A 20,029-nucleotide genomic window follows, 5' to 3' on the forward strand; every position below is an offset into this window, starting at 1 on the left:
TTGAAATTTTTAGATCAGAAGAAGCTTTTAGCAAAAAGAGATAAGCCAGTTACCACGCTAGTAGCTAGCATCCAGTGCATTAATTTCATATCAGCTCGGATTTGAGTAAATTCGGATCGAAATTCAGAGCGAAGCTCCGATGTCTTAATATCCAAATCGTTCCTGAGCGCACTTACTTCGGTCCTGACCTTACCAAGGTCTTCTTTAAGAACACTAATGTCTTCTTTGGTAGCAAGGGTAGTGGAAGTCGATTGCTCGAGCACCGTTGATAAAGCCTCAGCACTCGCCTTGGCATGTGCTTCAGGCATGCCTGCGGACCTCAGTTTCTCGACGTAACGCAAGGTATCGAATTGGATTGTCATAGTCATATCTTATTCCTAAATAGTTGATTACGCAAAATCCGTGCAGCAAGAGGTATCTGTCAGCAAAGGAGCTGCTGACTCTCGAACGTTGACCGGGTTCAGGAAAATGAAAGACACGACAACATAAGGATAAGCGCTTGGCGTCGCTACGGTGTAATCGTGCCGGAGGCGGTCACAATTACTGCAATTTCCGAGTCAGAGTTGCAATTAAATCATCAGCGTTGGTGCAATTTGCCCTTGGCGCCTCGGCGATGCCGGGAAATGTAGGGCCGACCATGTGGTTGGCCCTTTCTTCTGAGCGGGGAGAAGTGGTGACGAAGGTGTCCGCTTTGGCAGCACAAACGGTCAAAGTGATCGGATCTCGTTATGCCGCAGATCGGCCAAGGGACTAAACCGCTCGCGCGGTAGGAGGCTCCGCCTGAGCGCCGGTGGTTCGTCACAGAAGGACAAGGGCGCGATTTTCTATCCTGAGGAATGAGGCAATCCGCCTCGTTTTCCGACAGGAGCCCAGCCATGATCGCGCCCACTCACCCCATCAGTCCATTGCGCCAACGCATGATCGACGACATGCGGATGCGCCAACTTGCCCCCAAGACCCAACATCATTACCTGCGTGCCGTGCGGCAGTTTGCGGGCTTTCTCGGGCGCTCCCCCGACACGGCGACCGCCGAGGATCTGCGCCGCTATCAATTGCACCTGGTCGACGGTGGCACCTCGCCTGTCTCGCTCAATGCGGCCATCACAGCACTGAAGTTCTTCTTCGCCATCACGGCCGACCAGGCCGAGTTGATGGCCAGGATGCAGCCGGTGCGGGTGCCGCGCACCCTGCCGGTGGTATTGAGCCGCGAGGAAGTCGCGCGCCTGATCGCCGCCGCCGAGAATCTCAAGCACCAGACGGCGCTCTCGGTCGCCTACGGCGCGGGGCTGCGCGCCAGCGAAGTGGTCGCGCTGAAGGTGGCCGATATCGACAGCCAGCGCATGACCTTGCGCATCGAACAGGGCAAGGGCCGCAAGGACCGGTACGCGATGCTCTCGCCGGTGCTGCTCGAGCGCCTGCGCGTGTGGTGGCGCACCGCCCGCGCACAGGGCAAGATGCCCGACGGCGGCTGGCTGTTTCCCGGCCTGGATCCGATCGATCCGCTCAGCACCCGGCAGCTCAATCGGGCCATCCATGCGGCCGCCCAAGCGGCCCGCATCGACAAGCGCGTCTCGATGCATACCCTGCGCCACAGTTTCGCCACCCACCTGCTGGAGCAGAAGGTCGATATCCGCGTGATCCAGGTCCTGCTGGGGCACAAGAAGCTCGATACCACGGCCCTGTATGCCCAGGTCGCCACCGACCTCTTGCGCGAGGTGGTCAGCCCGCTGGAGCACTTGCATCCCGCGTAGAGCAGGCGCATGGCGCGTGCCGCCCTCGAAGTCGCCGACATCTTCCGCACCCACGGTCCCGCCTGGCGACAGACGGCGTCCCTGAGCCTGGGCCAGCGAAAGGTGATGTCGGCCATCGAACAGTGCCGCACCGCGGCGCTGGGCGGCCATGTGCTGCGCTGCGACGCCTGCGAGCAAGTCGAGGTCGCCTACAACTCTTGCCGCAACCGGCATTGCCCGAAATGCCAGGCCAGCGCCGCGCAACGCTGGCTCGAAGACCGCCAGGCGGATCTCTTGCCAGTGCCGTATTACCACGTGGTGTTCACCTTGCCGGCCCCGATCAGCGCCATTGCCTATACCAACAAGGCCGTCCTCTATGGGCTGCTGTTCGATCTGGCGGCCGAAACCCTGCGCACCATTGCCGCGGATCGCCGGCATCTGGGCGCCCAGATCGGTGCGACCCTGGTCTTGCACACCTGGGGCTCGGCGCTGACCCACCATCCGCATGTCCACGGCATCGTCCCCGGTGGCGGGCTGTCGTCCGACGGCGAGCGCTGGGTGGCGTGCAAGCCGGGCTTCTTCCTGCCAGTGCGCGTGCTCTCGCGACTGTTCCGACGCCGCTTCCTCGAGGAACTCGCCCGGGCCCATGACAGCGGCCAGTTGCAGTTCTTCGGTGAACACGCCGGCCTGAGCGATGCGAACGCCTTCGCTGCATGGCTGACGCCGCTGCGGCAACGCGAGTGGGTGGTCTACGCCAAACGCCCGTTCGCCGGGCCGGCGGCGGTGCTGGCGTATCTGTCACGCTATACGCACCGGGTCGCGATTTCCAATGCCCGACTGGTGGCCATGGACGAGCACGGCATCACCTTCCGCTGGAAGGATTACCGGGCCAAGGGGAAGACGCGCTACAAGACCATGACGCTGGAGGCGCACGAATTCATGCGCCGGTTCCTGCTGCACGTCCTGCCTGGCGGATTTCACCGCATCCGTCACTATGGGTTGCTGGCCAATGCCGGGCGCCGGAGGAACCTTGCGCGAGCGCGTGCGTTGCTGCTGTGTGAAGCGCGTGAGGCCGATGGCGCACCGCAGGACGCAGCGGCGCCGGTCAAACCGGTCCAGCCGCCATTCGTTTGTCGGTGCTGCGGTGCAGTGATGCACATCATCGAGACGTTCCTGCGCCGCCAACCAATCCGCGCGCCACCGCCATCACGAGGGCCAGCATGACCCAAGGCATCGCTTCCACGCCAAGCGGTACATCGGTTCCGTGTTCGCCATCGCGGATCGCGAAAGGCTTTGCCTTGCGCTGCAATGAGGCCGATTCCTGCTGCGCCGACCCCCAAGAATCCGGCACCACCACGCCTTCGCCAGGCATCGGCAAGAGATCGCTGTACGAAGTGCTTGTCAGCTCGCCGCGTTCAACCCTGCTTTACGCAAACAAACCCCATAGCCATCGCTGCTGTTCCCACCGCATCGGTCCATTCCGCGGTTTCCTCCTTTGAGGCTTGTACGACGCCTGCCCGCGCCGTTTGCTGGTACCTCGCCTGTCCTCTCCTGAGGGCAGGCATCCTACAACCCTTAACAATAGAAGGCATTCGACCACAAGACTGGAATGACCGTTATCGGCCTTTGAGCGGCCGTTCTACGTTCATACTGATGAGATGACGCTGCGGCGATATCTGTCCTGTCTACGATCTGGTTACTCGTATGGGTTGAGACAAGCTATATCGAAGTTCATTCGGTCATCCCCAGTCGTAATCACGCATAATTTATTCTCCTGTTTTCCTGATTTTACCAATGACGTCAGAATTGCATAGTAGCAACGGTTCCTCCGCCGATGCTGTCAGTATGGCCGAACGTTTTCGTTCCCATGACTGGCCATCTACACCGCTTGGGCCGCAAGAATCCTGGCCGGAAAGCTTGCGCTTGATTCTCGATGTCTGCTTTTCTTCTCAATTTCCCATTGCCGTCTGGTGGGGGCCGGACCTGATCCAGTTTTATAACGAGGGGTATCGCCCTATCCTAGGTGCGACGAAGCATCCACAAGCCTTCGGCAGATCGGCGCGTGAGACTTGGCCTGAAATCTGGACAACCATTGGCCCGATGATTGAACAAGTTATGAGCAGAGGGGAAGCGGTCAGGGGTGAAGACATGGAGCTTACCCTAGAGCGCAATGGCTATCCCGAACTTTGTTACTTTACCTTTTCATACAGTCCGATCCGTGACCTTTCCGGCAATATTGTTGGCATGTTCACTGCAGCGGTGGAGACAACTGAGCGTGTGCTCAGTGAACGGCGGCAGAGGTTTCAGATGACGGTGGCCGACCGTTCGCGCGAACTTGGCGAGCCAGACGAGGTGATTGCGGCTGCAACTGAGCTTCTTGCAAACCACTTGAATGTTTCCCGTGCGTATTACGCTGAAATAGATGCTTCAACCCGAACATTCCACATACCCGCAAAGTGGACTGTTTCCAGAAATTTGCCTGATCTACCTGAAGCAGGAAGGATCGAGGATTTTAGTCCGGCGCTGCTGTGTAGTCTGCGGAAAGGCTTGCCATTCATCGCTTATGATTTACAAACTGATGAGCGCACCAGCATGTATGCTCCCGCATACGCCGCCCTCGCCATAAGGTCCATTGTTATTGTCCCTTTAGTCAAGTCCGGCTGCCTGCGCGCTAATTTCAACCTTGCGCATACCGAGGCGCGACGCTGGACCAACGAAGATATTGCTATCGTGACAATGGTAGCAGAGCGCACGTGGGAGGCGATCGAACGTGCCCGTGCCGAGTCGGCGCTGCGAATGGAAAATGAAAATACGAAGCGTGCCGAAGCGGCATTGCGCCAACTAGACCACCGCAAGAATGAGTTTCTTGCAATGCTCGCGCACGAACTGCGTAATCCATTAGCCCCGATTAGCGCTGCTGCCGATTTGTTACGCGTGGCGAAACTGGATGAAGCACGGATAAGTCAGACAAGCAGAGTCATCACAAGACAGGTCGCGCATTTGAATAGCTTGGTCGATGACCTTATGGACGTTTCCCGCGTAACGCGTGGGCTTGTAAAGTTAAACAGGCAGTTGGTCGATGCGAAGCGCATCATCGCCGATGCGGTCGAACAAGTCGGTCCTTTGATCGAAGCGCGACGTCATCAGCTTGTCGTGCACACCGCACCTGAAGCCGCTTATATTCTGGGAGATTACAAGCGGCTGGTACAAGTCCTGACGAATCTCCTTCATAACGCGGCAAAGTACACTCCGGAAGGCGGCCACATTGTTTTGCGTATGGAGGTATGCGATGGCCAAGTTTCATTCATGGTCGCTGATAACGGTGTTGGTATGCAGCCGGACTTGGTCAAGCGGGCATTTGAGTTGTTCGTCCAGGGAGAGCGGACGCCAGACAGATCAGCCGGCGGTTTGGGAATCGGTCTGGCGCTGGTGAAAAGCTTGGTGGAGCTACACCAGGGTAAGGTCTCTGTAGTTAGTAGGGGAGTCGGGACAGGTTCTGAATTTACCGTCATGTTGCCTCGTGTTAGCAGACCGTCGGAATCCTACGTATCCGAACACGACGCCAAGCTCCAGTTATCCGACACATGTCTGCGCTTGATGGTCGTAGATGACAACGTGGATGCTGCCCAAATGTTAGGCATGCTACTGCAAGCCGTGGGGCATCAGGTGTCTATCGAGCATGAGTCCCAAAGAGCACTTGAGCGTGCGCGCATCGAAAGGCCAGACGCATGCCTGCTCGACATTGGCCTGCCGGATATGGACGGCAATGAACTGGCACGACGCCTGCGTGCTCAGCACGAGACCGCTGGTTCGCTGCTGATAGCCATTACTGGATATGGGCAGGAACATGACCGCGAGGTCGCAAATGCTGCAGGATTCGACCATCATTTTGTGAAGCCTATCGATACGGCGCAGTTGATCGCTTTATTATCCGAGTTGGTTGACGACAAGGTTGCCGACCAAGCCGTGGGTAGGCATGGACTGCAACGAAGGACACCATCGGACTGATAAACCGGTCTACAAGTTGCCCACAGTCCATTCTGGCGGACAAGTACCTATTCTATCGAATGAGTTAGCAAATTCAGATATTCGCTAGCCAGGGATATCCGGCTGCTAATGCTTTGATAGCAGCAGTTCGCACAATCAGATGAATGACTGCAAGCGTCGATTTTCTCCGGTCCGGCTACGGCAACAGCCGGCCAAGAGCGGGCGTTGGCGAACCAAGTATGAAAGGCTGCTCAGTTTCCAAATGCAGCCATTGGCGCTTTCTCAGGTTGAGTTTTGTATAAATGCACGTAGCCTTATGAAAATGCATGATGAGTGGCTAGTACAATAAGACAGTTTAATAAGCGACCTGATTTAAGCCGTTCTCTTCCTCCCGCGACAACGGGTGAGTGAGGTAGACGCACTCATCTTCCCCCTCGTAGTTATTTCCACAGTGAGGGCAAACAATATTTGTCATGCCTCTTATAGGGGATTCGTGAGCGCTAAACTCATTGACCTGAAAGTGTCTTTTGCAGTCAGCATGCGCACACTGTGTAACGTACATTTCGAATTTGGCAATAACTTGCGGTTAGTAACTGACGTTGATGTTATCAATCTGAAAAAATGTGTGCGCGAGGATACCTGAGCCATTGATTGTAATCAATGTTTGATGTTGGTTTGTTGCCACCGCCAATCCTTTATCTATTCGCCAGGCGCGGCACCTTAGCTGTGACTTAACTGCGCATTGTGCTCAAGCCATGCTGAAAGCCTACGGGCGTCCATGGGGCGAGCAATGAAGTAGCCTTGTATCTGATCAACTCCCCAATTCTTCAGAAGGTTGAAGCTCTCTGCGGTCTCCACACCTTCGGCTACTACTGTAAGGCCGAGGCTATGTGCCAAGTCGATCATGGAGCGAACAATGATTTGGTCTTTGTTGTGGCTTTCGAGTTCGCGCACGAAAGACTGGTCAATCTTTACCGCTGTAGCAGGAATCGATTTGAGGTAAGCGTTGTTGCAATATCCAGTGCCGAAATCGTCAATGGCAATGTCTAATCCGAGTTTTCGAAGGCGTAATAATTCGCTGCGCACCGTAGCGACATCTTGTATCAATTTATTTTCAGTAAACTCAAGCTCGACGCTTTCCAGTGGCACTTGGTAAGTTTCAAACAGATCTTTGAGAAAAGATACAAAACCACCACGTTCTATATCATGCGCAGAAATATTGATCGCAACTTTAAATTTATGGCCCGCTGCACGCCACTCGACCACTTGTTTTAAGGCTTTGTGAAGCACCCACACAGTGATCTTTCCAATTAGCGCAGTTTTCTCTGCTAATGAAATGAATTCTGTGGGCGAGATTAGACCAAGCGTAGGATGAGTCCAACGGAGTAATGCTTCAACACTCAATACTTTGCCTGATTTTGTATCTACTCGTGGCTGGTAATGCAGATCCAGTTGGTCTGCAGTCTCTAAAGCGGTATGAAGCGCACTCAGCAACGCGAAGGACCTTTGTTGAGACTGATCGGTTGCGGGGTCGTACACGGCTGATAACGTGCCATTTTCACGCGCTTGATCGAGTGTAGCCATTAGCGCACGAAATAGCTGCGGCGCATTGTCAGCTGCCGTCAGGTCAATAATTCCTATACTGGGTTCTAAGTTTATCGGAATGCCATTGCAATCAATGGGATTACTGAAAAGCTCCAAGATTCGTCTGATCAATCTTTCTTTATTGGCCAGCGATAAGCGAGGACAGATGGTAGCAAAACGTGCATGGTCGATGTGATAAAGAACGACGCCGGAAGGGTCGATCTCCTGAAGCCGCTCTTTGGCCTTTAGAACCAGTTGTTGAGCGTGCTGCACTCCAACCGCCTTTGCAATCTCGTTGTAGCGGTTTTGTGAAACAACATCAATAGCCCCAAGAAACGCGGGCGGAGCATCAGGGGTGCGGTTTGCCAACAAACTTTCCACATCTTCGAGAAAACGGTGGTGATTAAGCAAGCCAGTGACGCGGTCAATGAAGCCAATTGACCGTAGACTTTCAATGCGCGCCATAGCCAACGCCGCAAATTTGTGTAGCAGTAGACGATCCGACTCGGTGAAGTCATGGCGCGGCTTGGTATCAATCACGCAGACTGTACCAATATTTAAACCATCCTTCGTACGTAGTGGTGCTCCTGCGTAAAACCGCATATGTGGCTTGCCAAGGGCCATAGGGTGGTCTTTGAAACGAGAATCCATGCTGACATCGTCAATCACGAGTACATCGGAGCCACGGATCGTGTAGTCACATATCGCACCTTCACGAGCGATGTGAGTCGCTGTGACGCCTACATGGGCTTTGAGCCAAGCTTGGTGTTCATCGATCAAGACGATTAATGCGATCGGAGCCTTCAAAGCCAAACCGGCAGTTTCAGCGATTGTGTCTAGGATTGATTCACCCGAAAATTCCAAGGCACCTGTAGCTTTGAGCGCAGCGAGTCGCTGCTTCTCCCATGATGACGCATCTTTAAATTTTGTCATGTCTCGTAAAACCACCACTGTTTAGTCTGCCGTCGGCAAGCTTCACCTAACAGCCGGCCATGATAGCACTTTCCAATAGGAAACTACCGTCTGTTGTATGGTGGCGATACGCTTGGCAGTAATCAAAGTTTGATCGTCGAATGTTACACGGTCATTTCAGTAAAGCATAAAATTTTGCTAATTTTTTTCTTCTTCAGAGTCACGTCGATGATTTTTTGGCAAGTGTCTGCTTTGGTGCTGAACGATGTGTTTACGGTTCTTTGAAGCCGTCGAGTGCTCCAGACATGTAGGAATGAACGCCCAAGCCCTTCTTCTATGACAGAGAAACGGAGCGCAGTTTGAGGGAAGTTTATGTACTCAAAGAGAAAAGCCCCAGCGCTGAAGAGCCGGGGCTTGGAGGCGGCCGTTGCTAACACAGCCCTCTGAACTCGGTGAACAGTGGCGTCCGTTCATCTGATCCGATTCATATAGCACCTGAGCTAGTGCACCATGCTTTTAATATAACTGAAAGGTAACCCCGCAAGAGAATTTAGCTACATTAGTTACCATATTTACAACTCAATACAGTTTTGGTGATTGGACAATAGATTAATATTTTCTTTAGAAAAACACGTTTGCAAAAAAGAACCACGAATTATTGTTTCCTGCATCGTTCCAATTTATAAAGACAAAGTATCGGAGGCACAATGATCAAAAGACTTGATCAACAAACGGTAATTGAAGGTATCAATACAAACATTGAAATAACAGAAAAGCAAATTTATGATCTGCAAACGGAATTGAATAAACTTCGTCAGGGCGAAGCAAACATCAACCGTAAAACAATTGTGCAGCAACTGTCTGTTCTGAAAGAAAACCTTCAACTGCTAAAAGTTCGACGCGTGTATATCCTTGGACCTGATTTTTCGCCAAAGAACGGGAAGACACGCGAGCAGGAACTGAAAACTCCATTAGCAGATAGTTGAACATATGCAATAAAAATGTTGCCTCAAAGCTAAGTCGTTGATTGCGTCGATCCTGCCTAGATACTCAACCATCAGTGGAGTTACAAGCTGGTGATAATGGTTGGCATGAAGACTCGTAGTAAACATGGCGGCGCAACGTATGCAGCTTATCGATTCTGCTGCGCAATCGATCGCGTCCTGCACTCTAGCTCAAGTGCGGAGAAAATGAGGGCAAATCGATGGGCAAATGCTTGGTCTACAGCATATTTCGCAAGAACCGATCGACGCACCGTGTCTAACGCAGAAGTATATTCGGAACAGTTCGAACGCCGACGCCGGAGAAGGTTTTCTGTCAGATAGCACTACTCACCATGTCTTTGCCAGTATCTAGCCGATACCAAAGTTGTCAGTTTGACGGTCGCTTACACGTCTATGCTGGAGCCAGCCATTTAGTCATGATGGCCATGATGTTTGTGTTTCTTTTCCTTCTTCCATTTGCACTTGCTCTTTTTGCAATGTGTTTCGGATTCTTGAAAGCGTTGCATGTACACAGGCTTGGGATGCACGAAGACAGGTTGCGGCTGGACATAAACAGGTCGCGCTTGTTGGTACACCGGTTGTGCTGGTAGGTATTGCCCAGGAACCTGGATGTTGATATCAACATCAGCAGCAAATGTGGGCGTGTGATGAGCAACGGCAATGCCACCGAGCACAAGAAGAGAAAGATAAAATTTTGGGGATTGCAATTCGGCCTCTGTGATTCTCAAGAGAAATATCAGGAGGATTTATCGTTGGTAGTGGCGTTGCGTCACGGAATCAAACAATCTTTTGGTCGCACACATTGCTTTCCTTTATTCAACGTTGTTTATTGGAAATACAACATGATTAATCGTCAGGAAGCACCAAGATGAATCTTGAGAGGTGGCGGTATGAACTTTCTCCCTACCTTTACATCATTATTACGCTGATATCGATTGCTTTTCCTCAACGTATCTGGCGATGATGCCTGCTTGCCTGCTTGCCTGCTTGCCTGCTTGCCTGCTTGCCTGCTTGCCTGCTTGCCTGCTTGCCTACTGCTCATTGCGGCCGAGGCAATTATGGGCATGAGATGGAGGCACAAGCGAGCCCAAGATGCAAAATTAAAACGCGCCTTATAAGACCTATGTCCCTCAGCGTCCTATGAAGACAGTGCTTTGAAAGACGCTAGACCGGCGCTTCATCACTGCAACACCTTGCTGTCTTCCCCGGTGGCCAAGCTCGATTCATTGACGCTTATGGTCCTGCGTCGTCAACTTCACTGGGGCGTATGTATCTTTGAAAGAAGAAGATTCACACTTGCGCGGGATGCTGGTTTGGTCAGATGATCATCAAAGCCGGCTTTCTTCGACATTTCCCGGTCTCGTTCAGCACCCCAGCCAGTCAATGCAACAATGGTGACCGCTTCCATGCCAGGCATTTTGCGGACTACTCGTGCCACTTCATAGCCATTCATTCCCGGCATGCCAATGTCCAGAAAAATGACCTCCGGGTGAAACTGCTCAGTCATTCGAAGACCTTCATACCCGTCGTGGGCCACCATGGTTTTGTGCCCGGCGATCTCCAAAAGCGCAGACAGTGTCTGCGCTGCGTCGATATTGTCGTCAACGATGAGTACCCGAAGCACTTTAATAGTGGTATTGAGTTCACTGTCCGTACTCGGCACATCGCCTTTTTGGGTCACCATATCAGCGCTAGTCAATGGCAACCGAACCTGAAACTGGCTGCCGTGGCCAATACCCAAACTTGACGCCGTGACGGATCCGCCATGGAGTTCAACAAGCCAGCGTACCAGTGAGAGGCCAATGCCGAGTCCACCTTGGGATCGGCTGATGTTTTGTCCTACTTGCGTGAATATTTCAAATAACAACGGCAGCGACTCTGCGGCGATTCCCACGCCGTTGTCCGTGACCGAGATGAGCGCTTCTTGATCTTCGATCTGCACTGATAAAGCGATGCGCCCCCCTTGCGGCGTGTACTTTGCCGCATTGTTCAGAAGGTTGCTCAACACCTGTGTAATACGGGTCGGGTCCGCTACAAGGAGGCAGGGCTTATCGGGAAGGTCGACCGACAAGGCATGATGTCCGGCTTCGATCAGAGGGCGACTCGTTTCCACAGCAGTGTCGGCGAGCGTCTTCAACTCCACCAGTTCCTTCTTGAGTTCTATCTTCCCCTGCGTAATGCGAGCGATATCCAGCAAGTCATCGACCAGATGAACCAGGTGAACCACCTGTCGTTCCATGGTGTCCCGCACACGGGATACAACATTGGGATCAGTTGTCCCAAATCGCAGAAGATCAATGCCAGTGCGTATTGGTGCAAGCGGATTGCGCAATTCATGGGCCAGTGTGGCGAGGAATTCCGTCTTACGCCGATCAGCGTCCGATAGTCGACTTGCCAGCCGACGCAGGTCTTCCTCCGTATGTTTTTGCCGCGTAATGTCTGCTGTGGTGCCGATCACGCGCATGGGCTCGCCATCCTTGGCGAACTCTACTCGACCTGTCGCCTCAATCCATCTTGGCTCTCCCTGCGCGGCGCGCAGTCGCCCTTCGAAATGAAAGGAGCCTGTTTGCCGGGCATTAGCGATGGCACGCTCATAGATGGTCACGTCATCTGGGTGAAGTATGTTGTCGACAAAGTGCGCGACGCTGAACGAGCCTTCTGCCTCAGGCAGGCCAAAGATTTCGTACATTCGTTCATTTTCCCAGATGATTCGGTTTGCCTCCGCGTCCCAGATCCATATCCCCAGTTGGGCAGCATCGGTTGCGAGGCGCACCCGTTCCTCGCTGACTCGTAGCGCGTCTTCTGCCTTTCGGGTCGCAGTTGTATCACGAAAGATTTTGGTAAAGCCGTGGATGTCTCCTGCATCGTCATCCAAGCGAATAAGCATGCCATCGGCAAAAAAGCGTGAGCCATCTTTGCGAACATGCCACCGCTTGTCTTCAGCACGGCCAGTTTCCCTGGCTATTGCAAGTTCTGTTTCGGGCTTTTGCGATCTTCGATCTTCCGGCGTAAAGATAATAGAAAGAGGCTGACCGATGGCTTCTTCACTTGGCCAACCAGTGAGTTCATCTGATCCGCCTTCCCATTCCGTAATCGTCCCGTTGGGATCCGTTACGATAAACGCGTAATCTTTGGCATTCTCCAGAATCAATCGGATTCGACGGTTTTTCTCTCTCAGGATTGCTGCATTTCGCTCCCGCTCCATGCTAGCGAGTTCCTGTGTTTTACGATAAAGATCAATAAAAACGGCCACTTTGGCCCGTAACACAGTCGGATTGACCGGCTTCGAAAGGTAATCAACCGCACCAAGCGCATAAGCTTCTTCAATGGGGAAGCCGGGCGCGTCGGGGGCCGCTGTGATGAAAATAATGGGAGTTCGGCTTGACTGAGGGCGGCTACGAATCATCCGAGCCGTCTCAAAACCACTCATGGTCGGCATCAGTACATCGAGCAGGATGACAGCGAAGTCAGTAAGCAGCACCTGCTTCAGTGCTTCTTCGCCCGAAGAAGCCGTGACAAGAGTAATCTCAAGGTCAGCAAGCAACGACTTCAGAACCAGCAAGTTTGCCGGCTCGTCGTCGACAAGCAGAATAGTAACCGGGTGGCAGTTTTTCACAAGTTTTTCAATGGTACGTTGCTGTTTCAAGCCAAAGGGCTAACGTAAAACTTGCTAGTGGGTTGTATGACATCGAGCCTGCAAAATCTGCTTTATGGATTATAGCTTTCTGGCAGGAATGATACACTGCAAAGCAAAACACAATGACTAAAGACGCGTACCATGCTTATGGAACCGCCACACCACCGTCCAGTCGTTAGTGTCAATGATCTCGTTTACATCATGCAATCTTTCTCCTGCTGCAGCTTGTGCTTTTCGGAGATCGTCAAATGTGCCCGCCATGCTTAATGGATCGTCGGCCTTTTGGCCATGCATGTACTGCAGAAGGATGTAGCGGCGCATGGCTTCTTGTCTTATTTTAAGAATCGGTGCTGCGCCGCCAAACCACTTGTGCCGCCTTTCAGTTGATCGCATTTCTCTACGGCTGCACGATAGCCTTCAGCAAGCAAGTCGCGTTCGTGTTTCAGGTTCCGGATGTGAACTTTCTGAACTTGAATGATCTGCTTGAGCCCTTCGATTAAGGCTTCAAGGTTCCCGGATACGTCTTCGTTGAGCATTACTGATGTCTCCATCTATTTCTGGACGGAATTATACGCAGGTGGGACATCTATGGTTTGCGCGGATACGGGGAGGAGCAACAGAATTGTAAAGGCCTCATTATGCGGACTGTCAGACTTCGGTAGGACAGGACGTGGCTCGTTGTCGTAATGATAGTGGCACCTCTAGCGCTTCAACATCTTCCATCACTGGTGATGACCGCTTACCGCTGTACTGCAGCCATTCGGGAAGTTCGGTGAACCGACGGCTTCGGGTCCAGACTAATGGAATGGTCGCCCCTTCCCGAAACGGCATCAAAGTGCCAGAGTGGAATTGCGACGATCCACTAACCGAGAGGGGCGACAAAATGCAGATTACAACAGTCGGGCTTGATCTGGCAAAGAACGTGATCCAGTTGCATGCAATCAATCAGCATGGCAAGGCGGTCCTTAAGAAGGCATTGAGGCGCGATCAAGTATTGCCGTTCTTCGCCAATTTAACGCCGTGCCTGATCGGCATGGAGGCGTGCAGCAGTGCTCATTACTGGGCGAGGAAATTGCAGGCAATGGGCCATACAGTCCGACTGATGGCCCCTCAGTTCGGGAAGCCTTACGTCAAGACGAACAAAAACGATGCTGCCGACGCTGAGGCCATCTGCGAAGCGGTGGCCAGACCGAACATGCGGTTCGTACCGGTCAAGGATATAGAGCAACAGGCGGTGTTGTCCGTGCACCGAGCACGACAAGGATTCGTCAAGGCACGCACCGCCCAGGCCAATCAGATTCGTGGACTGCTGGGCGAGTACGGCATCATCCTGCCCCAAGGAATGATTCACCTTACCCAAGGCTTGTCCGCTGCGCTGGAAAAGGCAAGTGACGATTTACAAGCTGTATTCCGCCAACTGATCCAGCGCCTGCATGACCATTTGAAGGAGCTTGATCGCCAGGTCGGTGAGTTGGAACAGCAGATCCAGCTCTGGCATCGGGAAAGCGCCACCAGCCAAAAATTGGCACAGATTCCCGGCATCGGCGCAATCACAGCAAGTGCGATGGTAGCTTCCATCGGCGATGCCAGATGTTTCAAGAACGGCCGGCAGCTTGCCGCCTGGCTGGGATTGGTGCCACGGCAGCATTCCAGCGGGGGCAAGCCAACGCTCTTGGGAATCAGTAAGCGAGGAGACGCCTATCTCCGAACGCTGTTGATTCACGGGGCCCGTGCAGTGTTGCGAGTGGCGGAGCGCAAAGCCAATTACGCAGGCAGCTGGTTGGCTAATTTAATGAGCCGGCGACATCAAAATGTAGCGGCCGTCGCGTTGGCAAACAAGAACGCACGCATTATCTGGGCGCTTCTGGCACACAATCGGGACTACCAGGCGAACTTCCAATTGGAGGAATAAAGCGCCAATCGTACGTTCGAATCATGAGCAACCCCGGCATCGCATGACAGCAGTATCGATTCTGAAGGAGCACTCCACCGATTGCCTGGGCAATCAAGACGTGATGGCGAGATGGTCAGACCGTGGCAGGTCAAACCTAATTTACACAGGGAGCATCAAGCTCGACAGACTGATTAGGCACCTGCCAGCATATTCCATCAGGGACAGAGGCTACGGCCTCGATCATAAGTCCGGATCTATGGCTGCAATCTTTACCTGCTCAATATCACCGATTGAAGGCTTGGCAAAACAGGGGCGACCATCTATGTGTAAAAAGAGGGGCTTTGAGTAAACGAATTGCGCGGTGGATTGTCACACCGCTATCTCACATCAATGTCGAGGTGGTGAATGAAGCGCTTTATCCAAGGCAGCGATCGGGCACAAGGCATCTTACTTCCTGCGCAGTTGGACGACTATGTGACAGACGAGAACCCTGTGAGGGTGATCGACGTCTTTGTCGATGAACTGGACTTGGCGACGTTGGGATTTGACGGTGTGACGCCTGCAGACACTGGCCGTCCTGCCTACCATCCTGCGGATCTGTTGAAGCTCTACATTTACGGCTACCTGAACCGCATTCAGTCTAGCCGCCGCCTGGAACGCGAGGCCCAGCGCAACATTAAGTTGATGTGGCTGACTGGCCGGCTCACACCGGACTTCAAGACGATTGCCAACTTCCGTAAGGACAATGGCGTCGGCATACGCAACGTCTGTCGGCAATTCGTGCTGCTGTGCAGGAATCTCGACCTGTTTACCCAGCAGCTCATCGCCATTGATGGCAGCAAGTTCAAGGCCGTCAATAACCGCGACCGGAACTTTACCAAGGCGAAGGTGCAGGCGCGCCTGCAGCAGATCGAAGAAAGTATCAAGCGCTACCTCAGCATGCTGGACACCATCGACCGCACGGAGCCAGCAGAAGCGCCGGCAAAGACGGTCCGACTGCAAGACAAGATCACCCTCCTCAGAGAACAGATGCAGGCGTTGAAGGAGGTTGAGGCGCGCCTTCCGGATGCGCCTGATGGGCAGATATCCCTAACCGATCCCGATGCCCGCTCTATGGCCACCAGCGGCCGTGGCACCGGAATGGTGGGTTACAACGTGCAGACTGCAGTCGATACGACACATCACCTCATTGTCGCGCATGAAGTCACCAATATCGGCAATGACAGGAGCCAGTTGGCGAACATGTCCGAACAAGCTCGGGAAGCGACTGGCATTGAGAAGTTGGCTGTCGTTGCAGACCGGGGGTATTTCAGTGGCGAAGAAGTCCTCGCTTGCGACCAGGCTGGCATCGCCACCTACGTTCCCAAGCCGCTCACATCAGGCGCCAAGGCGGACGGCCGGTTCGGCAAGCAAGACTTCGTCTACATGCCGGACCAGGATGAGTACCGCTGCCCGGCCGGACATGCAATGACCCGCCGCTTCGCGACAGTGGACAAAGGTCTGATCATCAATGTGTATGCGACACCGGCGTGTAGACGCTGCCTGCTCAAGGCTGACTGTACGACCGGCCCGGAGCGCCGCATCAGACGCTGGGAACATGAAGCAGTCATTGACGCCATGCAGGAACGGCTCAGCAAGGCGCCTGAGCAAATGCGCTTGCGACGGCAAACGGTGGAGCATCCATTCGGTACCCTTAAGGCATGGATGGGTGCCACGCACTTCCTGACAAAGACGCTTGATCGGGTCGGCACGGAAATGAGCCTGCATGTACTTGCCTATAACTTCAAGCGGCTCCTCAGCATTATGGGAGCAGAGTTGATGATGAGACTAACCAGGGCCTGATCGGCCCTCTGCATCAACATGCTGCTTCCATTTCCACAAAGCCAATGAAGGCTACGACTGAGCCTTGCCGCCGACACATCTACCTCTGTGCCTTCTGTTTTTACACGGCCTGGGTCGACAGCCGGCATCCGCAGATGCTCTTGCTATGACCCGTAGCCGCCCGCTAGCTGACCTTACTAAACGAGAGGCTTGGCGTTGCAGCCGAGATTCTTAAGCCGTTGGTTTATATCCTGTCGCGGTTGCAATAACTCTGGCGGCTTCCGCGTGCGATGGCCAGTACTGCGCTGAACTCCGTTTGAAAACCTGCCTAGCTTTTATAAAAACGGACCTCTACATGTGTTGCCCTCCTACATCACACCATAAATGAGCGACTGATAACCCTAATTATCAGTCGCTCACATTGAGAGGCAGGGTAGATGGCTCTGCCACAGACTAAAAAACAGACAGATTCCCGGTTCAACTGAAGTTGAGGGTCAGCCATCTCTAGACGTTCGACCTTGCTCTCAGGGGCACACTCGAACGTCAGTTCCGCTCCGGTCTCCGACATTCAAGCAAGGCCCCGATTCGGCAGGTCCTCGGCCTTTTCGAACGGTGGCCATGGCGGGTTTTCCGTAGCAGATTTCCTGCCCCCGCTTAGCAAGCTTCAACGTTGTGCTTTTGTTGAATCTTGAATGGCGGCCACGAAAAGGGATTTTCGGTCGTACCCTCCGACCACTGGGGTGGGGAATTCCCCTGCGGTCAAGGGGCCGGCTGGGCCCCGCTCTGCTTTGGCGTGGCCGGCTTGCCAGCGGTCACGGCAGGTTTGGGAGGCTCAATGAAAAGGGGCGGGAACGGCCCATCAGAAAACCCCATGGAGTTAGCGGCTTGGTCGGCACGCGCGCCTTGGTTGGCTTCCGGTTGGAGCACCCCAGAGACAGTCGTCGCGTATTTCTCGGCTAGGATAGTATAGCCTGCCTTTGTCGGGTGGATCTCGTTAGCCCAGTGCAGCGTCATCCCCGGGTCATGGATGCTGGCAGGGATGAGGGAGCCGCGCGTGTCCACGACATGGACGTTTGGCAGACGGGCTGCGGCGGAAATGACAATATTCGCCAGCCTGTTCATTAGGATCCCGGATGTCTCGATCCAGTCTTCCGGCGGGATCCCGTAAGCAGTCAGGGCAGGCGCCAGCCACGGCCCTGTCGACAACAGCACGGCAACTGAGGGGGAAGGGCGCGGCGTGATGAAGTCATACAGATGGAAAAAGACCGGCACACCTTTGCTCGACGAGTCGTCCCCATCCCGGGCGGCAATCAGGGCATCGAACTGCGGCGCCAGGTAATCCTCGAAGAGCTGCCATCCTGCCTCGCTGATGTAGCGGGATGCTCCACCCCCGGCAGCCCATTCGTCGGGCCGAAGGAAAAGGCGTCGGTCACGTGGCGTTTCCTTCCCGCCCATCACGGGAGGAACGGACGCGGCATCAACCACGTCATTGCCGCCTGCGGACATCAGGATGGCGTGCCAAGGACTTGCCTTGACGCTTGCCAGCAACGTGCTGAAGTTCGGATCCTTCCTCCAGTCCACCATGTGGGCGAGCGTGTCGCCCGGCCTTGCACAGTTGACCGCATAGGCCGTAAACGGGAAATCCATTTCCGCCAGGATGTTCGTAGTGGCAACCGGGACGATCGATCCGATGGAGAACCACGAATCTCCGTGCGCCAGGAAGTGGAACTGGAAATGGCTCAGATCCGGCCCTATGCCATCGGGCACGAGATTTAGGTGGGCATTCGGGTCAACAACGACAAGGCGGCTCATCTATGTCTCCGCTATCTTGATTGGCAAACATGACATGAATGTTAATGGAAAGCGCGGCAAGATGGTTTCTCGGATGCGCGAAACCAAGCACTGCGTGGCAGCAGTGCCATGCCGTGCAATCCCAACTCGCGGGGCGGATCTTCATTTGCCCCGTTCCTGATGGCTATTAATCATCGTGTTTCTGTCCTGGCATCGGCCTATCAGTGCCTTAGTCCGTTTTTTAGTGGCAGCCTGAAAGCATGCACTTTCTCATAAGCAATAAAAGGAGGGCGCTGCGAAAACTTGTCAGTCGCTTCCGGAGACGGATTTGATGTGATAGAGACAACGTTTTTATGTCGGTATGGTTTCCTTTATCGACTACTTGGCGGGTCGTCCTAGACTGGGGGTTTCCCGTAGGTTTGGCTTTCTCGCCTAGGGAGTGCACGTGCTAGACAAAAGCACTTGCAAGGGTACGCTCCCAGCCCTCTCCGCCAAAGTAGACGCAAACCGCGCCGCCATACGCCACGTGCATGCTCTCGAGTTCGAAAAAAAGTTTGTCTAGGGTCATTACTGGAAAGGCTGCAGAAAAACAGCCCTCATTGAAGGGACGGATCGGCAGGGTGCTGCTTACACATCTGCATCCTCCTGCTCGTGCCGGGGCCGTTATTCTTCGTCTTTCACTACGAGCCGCATGGTATGGCTAGGTAAGGTTATACCCAGCTAGGAATCTACGGATCTACCAACTCACTGGCACTAGAAGCTTGTCATATTGACCAAGAAAAACATATCGTGGCATGATATGCTTTAATATGAACTCAAAAAACACTCGAGACACCGGATTGGATTACTTGCTCGGTCTGAACGACACAATTGAAGTCCAGAATGATCAGGGCTACTGGGTCAAATTCGACGTCCAACTGGTGGAGGTTACTGAAGACCGCCCACACGGTATCAAATACAGTTTGACGCTGCACGCGCCTAGTGGCGCGCGCCTTATTGGCTTCGATAATGCGCATGCCGTGCCGCCGCCAGGGTCATCGTTCAAAAACGCTGGCAAAAAATTCCCGTTCGACCACCAGCATCGGCATGCGAAAGACGTAGGAGTGCTGTATCAGTTCAACACTCCGTTTCAGTTGGTGAGTGACTTCTATACAGAAGTAGATAGAGTTTTGAAGGACTTATGCAAATGAAAAACACTCTGAAAATAGGTATCGCCTCGGTGGAAGAGCAACGTAAACGGACTCTGGCTATTGCGTTAGGGGAAAGGAAGCGGGAAGAGGATGAACCTACAATTTGGTTTCCTTCCCGTGCGGCCCTACTTAGCGTGTTCTCAGACGAAAATTGTGCACTACTAGAAGTAATTCGGAGCAATCGCCCGAAAACAATAACTTTGCTAGCAGAGACTGTGAGAAAAGAGCCATCGAATGTCTCACGTTCTCTGCACTTACTTGAGCGCTTTGGCGTAGTACGGCTTGTGAAAAAAGGCCGGGAAGTACAGCCCGAAGTCGTCTTTGAACACGTCAACGTGGCACTTGTTTAGCTGTCTATAGAGATTAGAAGTCTCCATAGTAAGAGGCGCCTCTCGCACTGGAGGCCGCCTTTAATGTACCTGTGAAGTCAAAAAATATAATTAGCCTAGTTGTCTTTGGCTGCGCGCCTTCGTTGCATC

16 protein-coding genes are annotated in these 20,029 nt (G+C 53.5%); 9 read left to right on the forward strand and 7 right to left on the reverse strand.

Going from position 1 to position 20,029, the window contains the following annotated elements:
- Nucleotides 1-14 precede the first annotated feature (14 nt).
- Complete coding sequence (locus IGW04_RS12175) at nt 15-368, reverse strand: coiled-coil domain-containing protein (protein ID WP_194713341.1); 354 nt, start codon at nt 366-368, stop codon at nt 15-17.
- Nucleotides 369-875: 507 nt separating this feature from the next.
- Between IGW04_RS12175 and IGW04_RS12180 the strand changes: the two genes are divergently transcribed.
- From IGW04_RS12180 to IGW04_RS12195, 4 genes are all read left to right on the forward strand, one after another.
- Nucleotides 876-1,751 carry a tyrosine-type recombinase/integrase gene (locus IGW04_RS12180; RefSeq protein WP_194713342.1) on the forward strand — a complete coding sequence of 292 codons (876 nt, stop codon included), beginning with the start codon at nt 876-878 and terminating at the stop codon, nt 1,749-1,751.
- 9 nt (nt 1,752-1,760) lie between these two features.
- Entirely contained in the window at nt 1,761-2,954 is a 1,194-nt protein-coding gene (locus tag IGW04_RS12185) for an IS91 family transposase (RefSeq protein WP_194713343.1), read from the forward strand.
- On the forward strand, nt 2,951-3,229 hold the full coding sequence (locus IGW04_RS12190; protein WP_194713344.1) for a hypothetical protein: 279 nt from the start codon (nt 2,951-2,953) through the stop codon (nt 3,227-3,229). Before IGW04_RS12185 ends, IGW04_RS12190 begins: the two co-directional genes overlap by 4 nt.
- 295 nt (nt 3,230-3,524) lie before the next feature.
- Nucleotides 3,525-5,738, forward strand: coding sequence for a hybrid sensor histidine kinase/response regulator (locus IGW04_RS12195; protein ID WP_194713345.1), 2,214 nt, complete (start codon nt 3,525-3,527; stop codon nt 5,736-5,738).
- 699 nt (nt 5,739-6,437) lie between these two features.
- On the opposite strand, the gene IGW04_RS12200 is transcribed toward IGW04_RS12195, so the two are convergent.
- Nucleotides 6,438-8,234, reverse strand: a complete 1,797-nt coding sequence (locus IGW04_RS12200; RefSeq protein ID WP_194713346.1) for a putative bifunctional diguanylate cyclase/phosphodiesterase — start codon at nt 8,232-8,234, stop codon at nt 6,438-6,440.
- Nucleotides 8,235-8,920: 686 nt separating this feature from the next.
- On the opposite strand from IGW04_RS12200, the gene IGW04_RS12205 reads away from it, so the two are divergent.
- Nucleotides 8,921-9,199, forward strand: a complete 279-nt coding sequence (locus IGW04_RS12205; RefSeq protein WP_194713347.1) for a hypothetical protein — start codon at nt 8,921-8,923, stop codon at nt 9,197-9,199.
- Nucleotides 9,200-9,627: 428 nt separating this feature from the next.
- On the opposite strand, the gene IGW04_RS12210 is transcribed toward IGW04_RS12205, so the two are convergent.
- From IGW04_RS12210 to IGW04_RS12225, 4 genes are all read right to left on the reverse strand, one after another.
- Nucleotides 9,628-9,945, reverse strand: coding sequence for a hypothetical protein (locus tag IGW04_RS12210; protein WP_194713348.1), 318 nt, complete (start codon nt 9,943-9,945; stop codon nt 9,628-9,630).
- Nucleotides 9,946-10,472: 527 nt separating this feature from the next.
- Nucleotides 10,473-12,863, reverse strand: a complete 2,391-nt coding sequence (locus IGW04_RS12215; protein ID WP_194713349.1) for a hybrid sensor histidine kinase/response regulator — start codon at nt 12,861-12,863, stop codon at nt 10,473-10,475.
- Nucleotides 12,864-12,980: 117 nt separating this feature from the next.
- Entirely contained in the window at nt 12,981-13,175 is a 195-nt protein-coding gene (locus tag IGW04_RS12220) for a hypothetical protein (protein WP_194713350.1), read from the reverse strand.
- 11 nt (nt 13,176-13,186) lie between these two features.
- The gene (locus IGW04_RS12225; RefSeq protein WP_194713351.1) at nt 13,187-13,390 is read right to left on the reverse strand and encodes a hypothetical protein; all 204 of its coding nucleotides are present in this window, start codon (nt 13,388-13,390) and stop codon (nt 13,187-13,189) included.
- Between the two features lie 347 nt (nt 13,391-13,737).
- Between IGW04_RS12225 and IGW04_RS12230 the strand changes: the two genes are divergently transcribed.
- A complete protein-coding gene (locus IGW04_RS12230) occupies nt 13,738-14,766 on the forward strand; it encodes an IS110 family RNA-guided transposase (protein WP_194713352.1) in 1,029 nt (342 codons plus the stop codon).
- Nucleotides 14,767-15,153: 387 nt separating this feature from the next.
- Nucleotides 15,154-16,590 carry an IS1182 family transposase gene (locus IGW04_RS12235; RefSeq protein ID WP_194713353.1) on the forward strand — a complete coding sequence of 479 codons (1,437 nt, stop codon included), beginning with the start codon at nt 15,154-15,156 and terminating at the stop codon, nt 16,588-16,590.
- A 738-nt stretch (nt 16,591-17,328) separates the two neighbouring features.
- On the opposite strand, the gene IGW04_RS12240 is transcribed toward IGW04_RS12235, so the two are convergent.
- Nucleotides 17,329-18,381, reverse strand: a complete 1,053-nt coding sequence (locus tag IGW04_RS12240; protein WP_194713354.1) for a hypothetical protein — start codon at nt 18,379-18,381, stop codon at nt 17,329-17,331.
- Nucleotides 18,382-19,169: 788 nt separating this feature from the next.
- On the opposite strand from IGW04_RS12240, the gene IGW04_RS12245 reads away from it, so the two are divergent.
- Nucleotides 19,170-19,550, forward strand: coding sequence for a toxin-antitoxin system TumE family protein (locus IGW04_RS12245; RefSeq protein ID WP_194713355.1), 381 nt, complete (start codon nt 19,170-19,172; stop codon nt 19,548-19,550).
- Nucleotides 19,547-19,900 carry an HVO_A0114 family putative DNA-binding protein gene (locus tag IGW04_RS12250; protein ID WP_194713356.1) on the forward strand — a complete coding sequence of 118 codons (354 nt, stop codon included), beginning with the start codon at nt 19,547-19,549 and terminating at the stop codon, nt 19,898-19,900. The genes IGW04_RS12245 and IGW04_RS12250 overlap by 4 nt, the downstream gene beginning before the upstream one ends.
- The last annotated feature ends 129 nt before the right edge of the window (nt 19,901-20,029 follow it).

The sequence above is a fragment of the Noviherbaspirillum soli genome, assembly GCF_015352955.1.
Taxonomy (GTDB): Bacteria; Pseudomonadota; Gammaproteobacteria; order Burkholderiales; family Burkholderiaceae_D; genus Noviherbaspirillum_A; species Noviherbaspirillum_A soli.

Excerpts from the sequence above, each read along its gene's own strand:
- IGW04_RS12220 (WP_194713350.1), bottom strand. The coding sequence starts at position 13,175 with ATGCGCCGCTACATCCTTCTGCAGTACATGCATGGCCAAAAGGCCGAC.
- IGW04_RS12230 (WP_194713352.1), top strand. The coding sequence starts at position 13,738 with ATGCAGATTACAACAGTCGGGCTTGATCTGGCAAAGAACGTGATCCAG.
- IGW04_RS12200 (WP_194713346.1), bottom strand. The coding sequence starts at position 8,234 with ATGACAAAATTTAAAGATGCGTCATCATGGGAGAAGCAGCGACTCGCT.
- IGW04_RS12250 (WP_194713356.1), top strand. The coding sequence starts at position 19,547 with ATGAAAAACACTCTGAAAATAGGTATCGCCTCGGTGGAAGAGCAACGT.
- IGW04_RS12195 (WP_194713345.1), top strand. The coding sequence starts at position 3,525 with ATGACGTCAGAATTGCATAGTAGCAACGGTTCCTCCGCCGATGCTGTC.
- IGW04_RS12235 (WP_194713353.1), top strand. The coding sequence starts at position 15,154 with ATGAAGCGCTTTATCCAAGGCAGCGATCGGGCACAAGGCATCTTACTT.
- IGW04_RS12225 (WP_194713351.1), bottom strand. The coding sequence starts at position 13,390 with ATGCTCAACGAAGACGTATCCGGGAACCTTGAAGCCTTAATCGAAGGG.
- IGW04_RS12190 (WP_194713344.1), top strand. The coding sequence starts at position 2,951 with ATGACCCAAGGCATCGCTTCCACGCCAAGCGGTACATCGGTTCCGTGT.
- IGW04_RS12245 (WP_194713355.1), top strand. The coding sequence starts at position 19,170 with ATGAACTCAAAAAACACTCGAGACACCGGATTGGATTACTTGCTCGGT.
- IGW04_RS12205 (WP_194713347.1), top strand. The coding sequence starts at position 8,921 with ATGATCAAAAGACTTGATCAACAAACGGTAATTGAAGGTATCAATACA.
- IGW04_RS12240 (WP_194713354.1), bottom strand. The coding sequence starts at position 18,381 with ATGAGCCGCCTTGTCGTTGTTGACCCGAATGCCCACCTAAATCTCGTG.
- IGW04_RS12175 (WP_194713341.1), bottom strand. The coding sequence starts at position 368 with ATGACTATGACAATCCAATTCGATACCTTGCGTTACGTCGAGAAACTG.
- IGW04_RS12180 (WP_194713342.1), top strand. The coding sequence starts at position 876 with ATGATCGCGCCCACTCACCCCATCAGTCCATTGCGCCAACGCATGATC.
- IGW04_RS12185 (WP_194713343.1), top strand. The coding sequence starts at position 1,761 with ATGGCGCGTGCCGCCCTCGAAGTCGCCGACATCTTCCGCACCCACGGT.